This window comes from Nocardioides panzhihuensis (assembly GCF_013408335.1).
Lineage (GTDB): Bacteria > Actinomycetota > Actinomycetes > Propionibacteriales > Nocardioidaceae > Nocardioides > Nocardioides panzhihuensis.
On sequence record NZ_JACBZR010000001.1, the window covers coordinates 4,788,616 to 4,800,919 of the forward strand.

The following is a 12,304-nucleotide window of genomic DNA, read 5'->3' on the forward strand; positions in this document are numbered from 1 at the left end:
GCCATGGCCGAGACCGCGCGGTGGGCCGGTCGCGACGTCCTCGACCTGGGCTGCGGCACCGGGTTCCATCTGCCGAAGTTCGCCGAGGACGCCCGCACCGTCACCGGCATCGAGCCCCATCCGGACCTGGTGACGTTGGCCCGGCGGCGTACGAAACGGCTCTCGAACGTCACCGTCCACAACGGCATAGCGCAGCAGTTGCCGCTCCCGCCGGCGTCCGTCGACGTCATGCACGCTCGCTGGTCCTACTTCTTCGGCCCTGGCTGCGAGCCGGGGCTCGGCGAGCTCGACCGGGTGATGCGCCGCGGTGGCGTGGCGATGGTGATCGACAACGACGGCTCCCGCTCCAGCTTCGGCGCATGGTTCCGCCGCGGCTACCCGAACGTCCCGCCGCCCGAGGAGCAGGAGCGGTTCTGGTCGATGCACGGCTGGACACGCGTCCCCGTCGACATGGACTGGTCGTTCAGCTCTCGCGCGGATCTGGAGGCGGTCGTACGCATCGAGTTCGATCCGGCGACCGCTGAGGCGATCCTGGGCGAACACGACGGGACCTACGTCGACTACGCGGTGAACCTCTGGTGGAAGCGTTTCTGAATCGCCTCACGCGGCCGAGGAAAACCCGTAACCATTGAAGCTCCCCCCAAGGAAGGGAGTTTCACCATGCACCAAATCCCACGTCTCGGGCGTCGGCTCGGCACGGTCATCGGTTCTCTCCTCATCACGTTGGCGGCCAGTCTGGTCGCCATCACCTCCACAGCCGCCCCCGCCCACGCCGATGCCTGCTACACGTGGGGTCGCACCCTGCAGCAGGGCGCGACCGGGGCCGACGTCACCCAACTGCAGATCCGGGTCGCCGGATGGGCGACGTCGCGCACCATCTTCACGATCGACGGGTCCTACGGCCCGGCGACCACGACCGCCGTCCGCAACTTCCAGTCCGCCTACGGGCTCAGCGCCGATGGTGTCGCCGGCCCCAACACGTTCAGCAAGCTCTACGCCCTCCAGGACGACGACTGCACCCCGATCCACTTCTCGTGGAGCGAGGTCGACGACGTCTGCTTCGGCGGTTGGCCGACGCCGGTGTCAGGGACCACGATCGCCCAGGTCAAGGCCAACTTGATGCAGGCGATGTGGCGCGCCGAGGCAATCCGGCACCGGCTCGGCGACAACCCGCTGCGGGTGACGTCGGCCTATCGCTCGAAGGCGTGCAACGACCGAGTCGGCGGCGCCAGCAACAGCAACCATCTCTACGGCCGGGGAATGGATCTGGTGCCCGGCAGCAGCGCGACGACCATGTGTGGCATCGCGCGTGCCTCACGCCAGTCGTTCCCGCAGGTGCTCGGGCCGGGCTACCCCGACCACAGCGACCACATCCACCTCGGCATCCAGTCGAGCGTCTACCACAGCGCGTCGCAGTGCTTCTAGGACTGTGACAGGTCGGTGAGCTGGTCGGGATCGGTCTCGGTCCCGACCAGCTCTCGGAGCTGGTCGTTGACGTCCCAGATGCCGACGTTCATCCCAGCGGTGACGGTCGCACCGCGCCGCCAGTAGGCGATGAACTCATCACCCTCGGCGTTGCCGCGGAGCAGCACCTCGTCCTCGGGCGCCGAGCGGCCGACGTACTCCATCGAGAACTCGAACTGGTCGGTGAAGAAGTAGGGCTGCCAGTCGTAGACGCCGTCCTTCCCCAGCATCGACCTGGCCGCCAGCCGGCCCTGTCTGATCGCGTTGTCCCAGTGCTCGACACGCAGCGCGCCGTGGACGGTGTGCGTCGCGAGCGCGACATCACCGGCCGCGAAGACCCTGGGATCAGACGTACGCAGCCGCTCGTCGACCACGATGCCGTCGCCGACCTCGAGACCGGCCCCCGCGGCCAGGTCCGTGGCCGGAGCCGCACCGACGGCGACGAGCACGATGTCGGCCGGGATCTCGCCGGCGCTGGTCAGCACGACCCCCGGCTCGATCGCCTCCACGGTCGTCTCGGTGTGGATCTCGACGCCATGACGGGTGTGCAGGTCGGCGACATACTCGGCGAGCACCGGTCCGAGTACGTTGAGAAGAGGCTGTGCGGCGGCTTCGAGAACGACCGCTGTGCCGCCCAGCGCGGTCACGGACGCCGCGACCTCGAGGCCGATCCAGCCGCCCCCGACCGTGACGACCCTGGTCCCGGACCGGATCGCTTCCTTGAGACGGCGGGCGTCCTCGACGGTGCGGAGCGTCATCGCCGTCTCGATGCCCGGGATCGGTGGTGTCTTCGGATCGGCGCCGGTGGCCAGGAGCAGTCTGCCGAAGGCCAGCTTCTTGCCGTTGTCGAGCGCTACGGTCCCGTCGTTCAGGTCGAGCGCGACGGCGGTGGTTCCGGCCAGGACGTTGACGTCCTTCTCGGCGTACCAGGCCTCGTCGTGCGAGAGCTTGAACTCCTTGGCCCCGGAGAGGAAGTCCTTGGAGAGCTGTGGTCGTTCGTAAGGCAGCTCCGGCTCCTTGCCGACCAGGATCAGCCGACCGTCGTACCCCTCGGCGCGAAGGGTCTCGATGGCGCTGACGGCCGCAAGACCAGCACCGATGACGACGATGTCCGTGATCGGCGCGGTTGCTCCCTCGCCGGTGTCCTCAGTTCCCATGAAGCCATCGTCGCTCGGAACCGGTGAACTAGGAAGAACCCCGCACCGTGAGGACCGGCTTCAGCATCACGCCCGGCGCGGCGTAGGACGGGGTCGCGAGCAGCTCCTCGAGGGCCTTGACCAGCTCGCGGGCGGCCTCCTCCAGCGGAGGACGTACGGAGGTGATCCCCGGCGGCACGGTCTGCGCGACCTGGGAGTCGTCGAAGCCGACGACCGCGATGTCCTCGCCGAGTCGCAGCCGCCGCTCGAAGAGCGAGTGGAGCACGCCCATCGCGAGGGTGTCGGAGGCGCAGACGAGCGCTGTCGGCTCGGTCTCGTCCAGGATCGCGTCGGCGGCCGCCTTGCCCGAGCTGATCGAGTCCTCGGTGCGCGAGGCCAGGCCCGTGGTCGAGAGGCCGTGGGTGTGCATCGCGTGGATCCAGCCGCTGCGCCGCTCCTCCCCCAGCAGGGAGTCCTTGTGCCAGCCGATCCAGGCGATCTTGGAGTGGCCGCGCTCGATCAGGTGCTCGGTGGCGATCTCGGCGCCGTAGGCGAGGTCGACGTCGACCCAGGGATGCTTGGCGTCGGGCTGGGTCCAGGGGCGGCCGAAGGAGACGAACCGCGCCCGCCGGGACTGCAGCCAGGTCGTCTGCTGGCCGCCGAGGTGGGTGTCGGTCACCACGAAGGCGTCGACCGCGGTCGACCGGAGCAGCTCGTCGTAGCCGTCTAGCGGGTCGGCGGGGTCACCGTAGAAGAGCAGCACGTGATAGCCGGTCTCGGCGGCGGCCTCGACGAAGGTGTGGACGAACCGGTCCATCATCGCGTTGGCGGTGCCCTCCTGGAGGGCCGGCATCCGCAGGCCGATCAGGTGGCTGGCCCTCGTCCGGAGGCTCCGCGCGGCCCGGTTGGGCTGATAGCCGAGCTTGTCGATCGCGTCCTGCACCCGGGCCAGGGTGTCGGCCCGCAGCAGGTCAGGGTTGTTGACCGCGTTGGAGACCGTCTGCCGGGAGACGCCGGCCAGCTCCGCGACGTCTGCCAGGGTCGGCGGAGAGGCCGAGATATGACCGCCGGAACGCGGCATCACCACGCCCTGCCTCCCTTGATACCGATGTGGAACTCTGGATCGTTCCAAGACATGGTAACGAAGGCCGACGTCGCGCGGCGCTTCCGGGCCCACTTCGGTCTCGGCTCGGATGTCGGTGCCGTGCTCTAGGTTTGCGGTCATGGCTACCGCTCGTTCGTCCAAACGCGCCACCTACCGATGCTCCGAGTGCGGCTGGGAGACAGCGAAGTGGGTCGGTCGCTGTGGCGAGTGCCAGGCCTGGGGTTCGGTCGCGGAGGCGGCTGCCCCGGTCGGACGTACGCAGTCGGCCCCCGTCTCCACCGCGGCGGTGCCGATCGGTGAGGTCTCGGTGAGCGATTCGGAGCGACGTACGTCGGGGGTGCCGGAGCTCGACCGGGTCCTCGGCGGCGGGCTGGTGCCGGGGGCAGCGATCCTGCTGGCCGGAGAGCCGGGGGTCGGGAAGTCGACGCTGCTGCTGGAGGTGGCGGCGCAGACGGCGCGTTACGGACGCCGGGCGCTGTACGTGACCGGTGAGGAGTCCGCCTCGCAGGTGCGTCTGCGGGCCGACCGGACCAACGCGATCCAGGACGAGCTCTATCTCGCCGCCGAGACCGACCTCGGCGCGGTGCTGACCCACATCGAGGAGAGCCGGCCCGAGCTCATCGTGGTCGACTCCGTGCAGACCATCGGCGCCTCCGGGGTCGAGGGGATCCCCGGCGGGGTGACCCAGGTGCGCGAGGTGGCAGCAGCGCTGATCCGGGTGGCCAAGACCCGCAACATCACGACCGTGGTCGTCGGCCACGTGACCAAGGACGGGGCGATCGCCGGGCCTCGGGTGCTGGAGCACCTGGTCGACGTCGTCCTCCACTTCGAGGGCGCCCGCGACTCGCGGTTCCGGATGGTGCGAGCGATGAAGAACCGCTTCGGCCCGATCGACGAGGTGGGCTGCTTCGACCTGTCCTCGGAGGGCATCGTGGCGGTCACCGACCCGTCGGGTCTCTTCGTCGAGACCCACCACGTCTCGGTCCCCGGCACCTGCGTCACCGTGACCATGGAGGGGCGTCGGCCGCTGCTCGCCGAGATCCAGGCACTGACCGTGCTCGGGGCCGAGGAGCGGGCGAAGCGTACGACCTCGGGGTTGGACGGCTCCCGGCTCGCGATGATCCTCGCCGTGCTGCAGCGTCACGCGCGGGTCAGTCTCTCGGGTCGCGACGTGTTCGCCTCGACCGTCGGTGGGGCCCGGATCAGCGACCCGGCCGCCGACCTGGCGCTGGCGCTCGCGGTCGCCTCGAGCCACTCCGGCACCCCGACGCCACGCGGGGTGGTGGCGCTCGGGGAGATCGGCCTGGCCGGCGAGCTGCGGCGGGTGCGCGATCTCGACCAGCGACTCTCCGAGGCGGCGCGGCTCGGATTCACGGTGGCGGTCGTCCCCGCCGACCCGGGGACACCGGTCCCCAACCGCCCCAATGAGCGCGATGTCGACGGAATGCGCGTATTTGAAGTACACAGCATCGGTTCCGCCCTGGAATTCCTCCGCTTGGTGTAATCATCTTGGTGACTCGTGGCAGATCGTTCTCGGTATTACGGTTGGATCCACCGCTAGAATCACCTCATCCCACTCCGAAAGGAATCCCGTGCCCGCCGACCGCACCGCGGACTCCATCCGACTGCGCGAGACGCTCGCTCTCATCGCGCCCGGGACACCGCTGCGTGACGGGCTCGAGCGGATCCTTCGGGGCCGCACCGGCGCGCTGATCGTGCTCGGCTACGACAAGATGGTCGACGCGATCTCGACCGGTGGCTTCACGCTCGACGTCCCGTTCACCTCCACCGGCCTGCGTGAGCTCGCCAAGATGGACGGGGCGATCATCGTCGACGACTCGCTGAGTCGCATCGTGCAGGCCGCCGTTCACCTGATGCCCGACCACACCATCCCCTCGACCGAGACCGGCACCCGGCACCGCACCGCCGACCGGGTCGCGAAGCAGACCGGTCACCCGGTGATCTCGGTGTCGCAGTCGATGCAGATCATCGCCGCCTACGTCGGAGAGACCCGCCACGTCCTGGAGGACTCCGGCCAGATCCTCTCCCGCGCCAACCAGGCGCTGGCGACCCTGGAGCGCTACAAGCTGCGGCTCGACGAGGTCGCATCGACCTTGTCGGCGCTGGAGATCGAAGACCTGGTGACCGTGCGCGACGTCGCCGTGGTCGCCCAACGCCTCGAGATGGTCACCCGCATCGCCCGCGAGATCGAGGACTACGTCCTCGAGCTCGGCACCGACGGCCGGCTGCTGTCCCTCCAGCTGGAGGAGCTCATCACCGGTGTCGACGCCGAGCGCGAGATGGTCATCCGCGACTACCTCCCGCGCGGCCGTCGCTCCCGCAGCCCCGAGGAGCTGCTGGCCGAGCTCGAGGCGCTCAACTCCGCCGAGCTCGTCGACCCCGCCGCCACCGCCCGCGTCCTCGGCCTCACCACCTCCGACGCGCTCGACGGCGCCGTCGCCCCGCGCGGCTACCGCCTCCTCGCGAAGGTCCCCCGTCTCCCACCCGCCGTCGTCGACCGCCTCGTCGACCACTTCGGCACCCTCCAGAAGCTCCTCTCCGCCAGCGTCGACGACCTCCAGGCCGTCGAGGGCGTCGGCGAGCTCCGTGCCCGCTCCGTACGCGAGGGCCTCTCCCGCCTCGCCGAGTCCACCATCCTCGAGCGCTACGTCTGACAAACCCTCTGCCGAAGCGTCACCCGCGTCGGCCGAAGCGTCACTCCCGTCGTCCGAGTTGGCACGCCAGTGCCAACTCGGACGACGGGAGTGACGTCTCGGCGGGTCAGCCGGCCGGGGAGTCGGGCTCCGTACGCGACAGGGCGGTGCCCGGCTTGTAGAGGCCGAAGGTGGCCGATGACGGTTCCCCACCGAGGGCGGCTGCGACGATCACGAAGAAGTTGGGCTTCACCCACGGGCCGTGTCCGGTGCACTCGCCGGCGACGACACGGCGGCCCGTCCAGGTCAGCGGGAGCGTGGTGACGACGTCGCGGCGTACGACGATCTCCTTGGTCGGCACTGCCTTCGGGCAGTCGACCGTCGACCAGACCAGGTCGCCGCCCTTCTGCGAGATCCGCACCTGGAGCGCGTCCGGGGACAGCTTCCAGGTGCACGCAGACGCCTTCACGGTGCGCAGCTGCAGCGGGATGGTGACGTTGTCGTAGGAGTAGCCGTCGGCGACGGCGGGCTCGACGACGATGTCTGAGGGCGAGCACTCGCCGGTCGGCTCGGGCGGTGCGCTGCTCTTCGGCTTCTTGGGCTTGTCGGGCTTGTTGCCGCCCGCGTTGCCCGCCTGCTTCGACGGCTCAGCGCTCGGCGTCGGCGTGACCGTCACTGTCGCCGTGGGCTGGTCGACCACGGGCGTGGCGGTGTCGTCCGGCTCGTCGGAGGCGTTGACGAAGAACCGCGAGAGCCCGACGACCAGGAGCAGGACGATCGAGAGCACAGCCAGCCGCCGGCGCCAGTAGACCGAGGCCGGTAGCCGTCCTCCAGTCCTTCTCGCACGGGCCATAGGCGACACCGTAATGACCCCGCGCCCAGGTTTCGGGGTGCCACTCCGCGGCAATACCTGTCGCACGGCACAATCTGGGTGTGACCGATCTCCACGACGCCGTTCTGGACTGGTACGACGCCAACGCCCGCGACCTCCCGTGGCGCTCCTCGGCCGCGACACCGTGGTCGGTGATGGTCAGCGAGTTCATGCTCCAGCAGACCCCGGTCTCCCGCGTGCTCCCGGTCCACGAGGCCTGGCTGGAGCGCTGGCCGACCCCGGCCGACCTGGCCGCGGAGCCGACCGGTGAGGCCGTACGCGCCTGGGGCCGCCTCGGCTACCCGCGCCGAGCGCTGCGGTTGCACGCCGCCGCCACCGCCATCGTCGCGGACCACGGCGGCGAGGTGCCCGACAGCTACGACGACCTCATCGCGCTCCCGGGCGTCGGCGACTACACCGCGGCAGCGATCGCCACCTTCGCCTACGGCAAGCGTCACGTCGTCCTCGACACGAACGTACGCCGCGTCTTCGCCAGGACCCTGAGCGGCGTCGAGTTCCCGTCGCAGTCGGTCAACAAGGCCGAGCGCGAGCTCGCGTCCGGCGTACTCCCGACAGACGAGCCTACCGCCGCCACCTGGTCGGTCGCCGTGATGGAGCTCGGTGCGCTGGTCTGCACGGCAGCCAACCCGTCCTGCGCCCGCTGCCCCGTCGCGGACCTGTGCGCCTGGCGCGCGGCCGGCCACCCCGCGTACGACGGGCCGCCTCGCAAGGTCCAGACCTGGGCCGGCACCGACCGCCAATGCCGCGGCCGCCTCCTGGCCGTCCTCCGCGACGCCGACTCCCCCGTCCACCGCAGCCGCCTGGACGTGGTCTGGTCCGACGCCCCTCAACGCCAACGAGCCCTGGAAGGCCTGGTGAAAGACAACCTAGCCACCGAAGTGGAACCAGACTTCTTCGCCCTCCCCTAACCCGCCGAGAAGTCAGTTTCTGACCGCGAGAGGTCGATTACTGAAGCGTCGGAAAAAGCCCGACGCCGAGGGGCCAGATCTTCTGACCACTCGGCGTCGATAAGTGACTTCTCGACGTTACTCTTCTTCGGGCTTGGGCTTGTCCACCGTCGTCGGCTCGTCCTGGTCGGGGAGCTCGATATCGGAGACCGACGCGCCCTCGAGGGGAGGAACGTCCGGGATGGACGAACGCTTCTGGCCCTTGAAGGTGAACTGCGCGGCAGGACCCTCACCGTCGACGTCGACCAGCACGATCTCGCCCGGGCCGATGTCGCCGTAGAGCATCTTCTCGGCGAGCACGTCCTCGAGCTCGCGCTGGACCGTACGACGCAGCGGTCGGGCGCCCAGGACCGGGTCGAACCCGCGCTCGGCGAGCACCTTCTTCGCGGCCGTGGTGAGCTCGATGCCCATGTCGCGGTCCTTGAGACGGGTCTCGACGGAGGCGATCATGTTGTCGACCATCGAGATGATCTGCTCCTGCGACAGCGGCGGGAACACGATGACCTCGTCGACACGGTTGAGGAACTCCGGACGGAAGTGCTGCTTGAGCTCGTCGGAGACCTTGGACTTCATCTTCTCGTAGGAGCCCGCCTTGTCGCTGGCCTGGGAGAAGCCCAGGTTGACCGACTTCGCGATGTCCCGGGTGCCGAGGTTGGTGGTCATGATGATGACGGTGTTCTTGAAGTCGACCACGCGGCCCTGGGAGTCGGTCAGGCGACCTTCCTCCAGGATCTGCAGCAGCGAGTTGAAGATGTCCGGGTGAGCCTTCTCGACCTCGTCGAAGAGCACCACGGAGAACGGCTTGCGGCGCACCTTCTCGGTGAGCTGGCCACCCTCCTCGTAACCCACGTAGCCCGGAGGCGAACCGAAGAGCCGCGAGACGGTGTGCTTCTCGCCGAACTCCGACATGTCGAGCTGGATCAGCGCGTCCTCGTCGCCGAAGAGGAACTCGGCAAGCGTCTTGGACAGCCAGGTCTTACCGACACCGGACGGACCGGCGAAGATGAACGAACCGCCGGGGCGCTTCGGGTCCTTCAGACCCGCACGCGTACGCCGGATGGCACGCGAGAGCGCCTTGACGGCCTGGTCCTGACCGATGACGCGCTTGTGGAGCTCGTCCTCCATGCGCAGCAGGCGCTGAGACTCCTCCTCGTTGACCTGCACCATCGGGATGCCGGTCGCCACGGCGAGAACCTCGGCGATCAGCTCCTCGTCGACCTCGGCGACCTCGTCCATGTCACCGGCACGCCAGGCCTTCTCGCGCTCGGCCTTCTTGGCGATGAGCTGCTTCTCCTCATCGCGCAGCCGGGCAGCCGCCTCGAAGTCCTGGCCGTCGATCGCGGCCTCCTTGCGCTGGCGCACGTCGGCGATCTTGTCGTCGTACTCCCGCAGGTCGGCGGGGGCCGTCATCCGGCGGATGCGCAGGCGCGAGCCGGCCTCGTCGATCAGGTCGATGGCCTTGTCCGGAAGGAACCGGTCGGAGATGTAGCGGTCGGCCATGGTGACCGCGGCGACCAGCGCCTCGTCGGTGATGGTCACCCGGTGGTGGGCCTCGTAGCGGTCACGGATGCCCTTGAGCATCTCGATCGCGACCGCAATCGTCGGCTCCGGCACCTGGATCGGCTGGAAGCGGCGCTCGAGAGCGGCGTCCTTCTCCAGGTATTTCCGGTATTCGTCCAGGGTGGTCGCACCGATGGTCTGCAGCTCACCGCGAGCCAGCATCGGCTTCAGGATGCTCGCCGCGTCGATCGCGCCTTCGGCCGCACCTGCGCCGACGAGGGTGTGGATCTCGTCGATGAACAGCACGATGTCGCCGCGGGTCTTGATCTCCTTGAGCACCTTCTTGAGGCGCTCCTCGAAGTCACCGCGGTAGCGCGAGCCGGCGACCAGCGCACCAAGGTCGAGCGTGTAGATCTGCTTGTCCTTGAGCGTCTCGGGGACGGTGCCCTTGACGATGTCCTGGGCCAGCCCCTCGACGATCGACGTCTTGCCGACGCCGGGCTCGCCGATGAGGACCGGGTTGTTCTTCGTACGCCGCGAGAGCACCTGCATCACGCGCTCGATCTGGGCCTCGCGGCCGATGATCGGGTCGAGCTTGCCGTCGCGGGCGTCCTGGGTCAGGTTGCGGCCGAACTGGTCGAGCACGAGGCTGGAGGAAGGCGCCTCGGTCGAGGTCGTGCCGGCCGTCGCAGTGGCACCGGAGGTGCCGGCCTGGCCCTCCTTGCCCTGGAAGCCCGAGAGCAGCTGGATGACCTGCTGGCGGACCCGGTTGAGGTCGGCGCCGAGCTTCTGCAGCACCTGGGCGGCAACGCCCTCGCCCTCACGGATCAGGCCGAGCAGGATGTGCTCGGTGCCGATGTAGGAGTGGCCGAGCTGCAGCGCCTCGCGCAGGGACAGCTCGAGCACCTTCTTGGCGCGCGGCGTGAACGGGATGTGCCCGGACGGTGCCTGCTGACCCTGGCCGATGATCTCCTCGACCTGGTTGCGCACCGCCTCGAGCGAGATGTCGAGGGACTCGAGGGCCTTGGCCGCGACGCCCTCGCCCTCGTGGATGAGGCCGAGCAGGATGTGCTCGGTCCCGATGTAGTTATGGGAGAGCATGCGGGCCTCTTCCTGGGCCAGCACGACCACCCGGCGGGCTCGGTCAGTGAACCGCTCGAACATGTACGCATCTCTCCTAAGAATTCTGGGGCGTCACCAAGATCCAACCCCGAAGACAGCCTACGCGTTCCCGACAACACAGCGCGATCCGTGCGCTGAGAGCGAACACGCGTTCCGTACGTCGGACAGCGCCGACCACGCAAAGACGGCTGCCACGCCCCGGAAGGGCGCGGCAGCCGGTCGTTCGGCGCGGCAGGACCTGTCGGTCAGTGGGCCGCTTCGAAAGCCGATCGGACCTCGGCCGGAATGCGACCGCGGTCGGGAACGGTGTAACCGTTGGCCTTGCCCCACTCGCGCATGACCTTCGGGGTCGTCCCACCGGCCGCAGGGGCCTTCTTGGCGCTGCCGCGGCGACCGCTCACCTTCTGTGCGTGACCGATGAAGAGCGCAAGAGAATCGCGAAGCTTTGCCGCATTGGCATCGCTGAGATCAATCTCGTAGGAGGTGCCGTCCAGGGCAAAGGACACCGTCTCGACTGCTTCCGAGCCGTCGATGTCATCCTCGAGGATGATCTGAACCTTCTTAGCCATGTTCCTACCTTCACTGCTCTTCACCCGGGAAACGGGCCGAATATAGGCCCCGCGTATAAGCGAGATACGCATAGCATTACATATCACCCAGTTGAATCAACAGTGCGGCATACCGAAAAGCACTAACGAGCGACATTCCGCTGGAATATGAGTTCCAGCCCTTGCAACGTCAGCCACGGGGAATGCGCGGAGAAACATTTGCTCTCGTCCAGCACGAACTCCGCGAGATAGCCGGTGGCGATCACCGTCACGTCGTCGGCGGACACGCCCAGCTCGGCGATGATCCGAGCGACCATACCCTCGACCTGCGCGGCGACCCCGAAGACCATTCCCGACTGCAGTGCCTCGACGGTGTTCTTCGCGATCACCGACCGCGGGCGGGCGAGCTCGACCTTGCGCAGCTGCGCACCGCGCCGCCCCAGCGCCTCCAAGGACAGCTCGATCCCCGGCAGGATCGCACCACCGACGTACTGTCCCGCGGCGTTGACCACGTCGAACGTCGTCGCCGTCCCGCGGAAGTCGACCACGATCACCGGACCGCCGTGCAGAGCCACGGCGGCGACCGCGTTGGCGATCCGATCGGTGCCGACCTCGCGCGGGTTGTCCATGAGGATCGGGATGCCGGAGCGTACGCCCGGCTCGACCACCACGCTCGGGACCGAGCCCAGATGGCGGGCGAGCATCTCGCGCCACTCGTGCAGGACCGAGGGAACCGTCGCGCAGACCACCACGCCGTCGATGCTCGCCACCAGCGAATCGCCGAGGATCCCCCGCAGCAGCGCCCACCACTCGTCAGCGGTGCGGTGCTCCAGCGTGGAGACCCGCCAGTCGGCGGACACGACGCCGTCGGCGATCAGCCCGAGAACCGTGTGGCTGTTGCCGATGTTGACTGCGAGCAGGGGCATGGCGGACCCC

General features: G+C 68.6%; 11 protein-coding genes. 5 read left to right on the top strand and 6 right to left on the bottom strand.

Annotated features, from left to right (window positions below; genetic code table 11):
• The first annotated feature begins 3 nt into the window (after positions 1–3).
• Complete coding sequence (locus tag BJ988_RS22715; RefSeq protein ID WP_246321554.1) at positions 4–594, top strand: class I SAM-dependent methyltransferase; 591 nt, start codon at positions 4–6, stop codon at positions 592–594.
• Between the two features lie 66 nt (positions 595–660).
• Entirely contained in the window at positions 661–1,425 is a 765-nt protein-coding gene (locus BJ988_RS31115) for a D-Ala-D-Ala carboxypeptidase family metallohydrolase (RefSeq protein ID WP_179660150.1), read from the top strand.
• Here BJ988_RS31115 and BJ988_RS22725 read toward each other — a convergent pair.
• Positions 1,422–2,621: an NAD(P)/FAD-dependent oxidoreductase gene (locus BJ988_RS22725; RefSeq protein ID WP_179660151.1), complete on the bottom strand. Its 1,200-nt coding sequence runs from the start codon at positions 2,619–2,621 to the stop codon at positions 1,422–1,424. The two genes, BJ988_RS31115 and BJ988_RS22725, sit on opposite strands and share 4 nt — an antisense overlap.
• Positions 2,622–2,649: 28 nt before the next feature.
• Positions 2,650–3,681, bottom strand: coding sequence for a LacI family DNA-binding transcriptional regulator (locus BJ988_RS22730; RefSeq protein WP_218861695.1), 1,032 nt, complete (start codon positions 3,679–3,681; stop codon positions 2,650–2,652).
• Between the two features lie 142 nt (positions 3,682–3,823).
• On the opposite strand from BJ988_RS22730, the gene radA reads away from it, so the two are divergent.
• A complete protein-coding gene (gene radA / locus BJ988_RS22735) occupies positions 3,824–5,209 on the top strand; it encodes a DNA repair protein RadA (protein ID WP_179660153.1) in 1,386 nt (461 codons plus the stop codon).
• A gap of 88 nt (positions 5,210–5,297) precedes the next feature.
• On the top strand, positions 5,298–6,380 hold the full coding sequence (disA, locus tag BJ988_RS22740; RefSeq protein WP_179660154.1) for a DNA integrity scanning diadenylate cyclase DisA: 1,083 nt from the start codon (positions 5,298–5,300) through the stop codon (positions 6,378–6,380).
• 106 nt (positions 6,381–6,486) lie between these two features.
• Here the strand turns inward: disA and BJ988_RS22745 are convergent, their stop codons facing one another.
• On the bottom strand, positions 6,487–7,212 hold the full coding sequence (locus BJ988_RS22745) for a hypothetical protein (protein WP_179660155.1): 726 nt from the start codon (positions 7,210–7,212) through the stop codon (positions 6,487–6,489).
• A 74-nt stretch (positions 7,213–7,286) separates the two neighbouring features.
• On the opposite strand from BJ988_RS22745, the gene BJ988_RS22750 reads away from it, so the two are divergent.
• Complete coding sequence (locus tag BJ988_RS22750; RefSeq protein ID WP_218861697.1) at positions 7,287–8,159, top strand: HhH-GPD family protein; 873 nt, start codon at positions 7,287–7,289, stop codon at positions 8,157–8,159.
• Between the two features lie 117 nt (positions 8,160–8,276).
• Here BJ988_RS22750 and BJ988_RS22755 read toward each other — a convergent pair whose 3' ends face one another.
• The 3 genes from BJ988_RS22755 to BJ988_RS22765 form a co-directional block, all read right to left on the bottom strand.
• Positions 8,277–10,862 carry an ATP-dependent Clp protease ATP-binding subunit gene (locus BJ988_RS22755; protein ID WP_179660157.1) on the bottom strand — a complete coding sequence of 862 codons (2,586 nt, stop codon included), beginning with the start codon at positions 10,860–10,862 and terminating at the stop codon, positions 8,277–8,279.
• A 203-nt stretch (positions 10,863–11,065) separates the two neighbouring features.
• Positions 11,066–11,461, bottom strand: coding sequence for a histone-like nucleoid-structuring protein Lsr2 (locus BJ988_RS22760; RefSeq protein ID WP_343051745.1), 396 nt, complete (start codon positions 11,459–11,461; stop codon positions 11,066–11,068).
• Positions 11,462–11,511: 50 nt separating this feature from the next.
• Positions 11,512–12,294 (bottom strand): type III pantothenate kinase, encoded by a 783-nt coding sequence (locus tag BJ988_RS22765; protein WP_179660158.1) that lies wholly within the window; start codon positions 12,292–12,294, stop codon positions 11,512–11,514.
• Positions 12,295–12,304 lie beyond the last annotated feature (10 nt).

Coding starts and splice junctions, on each gene's coding strand:
- BJ988_RS22755 (WP_179660157.1), bottom strand. CDS start 10,862: ATGTTCGAGCGGTTCACTGACCGAGCCCGCCGGGTGGTCGTGCTGGCC.
- BJ988_RS22760 (WP_343051745.1), bottom strand. CDS start 11,461: ATGCGTATCTCGCTTATACGCGGGGCCTATATTCGGCCCGTTTCCCGG.
- BJ988_RS22715 (WP_246321554.1), top strand. CDS start 4: ATGGCCGAGACCGCGCGGTGGGCCGGTCGCGACGTCCTCGACCTGGGC.
- BJ988_RS31115 (WP_179660150.1), top strand. CDS start 661: ATGCACCAAATCCCACGTCTCGGGCGTCGGCTCGGCACGGTCATCGGT.
- BJ988_RS22745 (WP_179660155.1), bottom strand. CDS start 7,212: ATGGCCCGTGCGAGAAGGACTGGAGGACGGCTACCGGCCTCGGTCTAC.
- BJ988_RS22725 (WP_179660151.1), bottom strand. CDS start 2,621: ATGGGAACTGAGGACACCGGCGAGGGAGCAACCGCGCCGATCACGGAC.
- radA (WP_179660153.1), top strand. CDS start 3,824: ATGGCTACCGCTCGTTCGTCCAAACGCGCCACCTACCGATGCTCCGAG.
- BJ988_RS22765 (WP_179660158.1), bottom strand. CDS start 12,294: ATGCCCCTGCTCGCAGTCAACATCGGCAACAGCCACACGGTTCTCGGG.
- BJ988_RS22730 (WP_218861695.1), bottom strand. CDS start 3,681: ATGCCGCGTTCCGGCGGTCATATCTCGGCCTCTCCGCCGACCCTGGCA.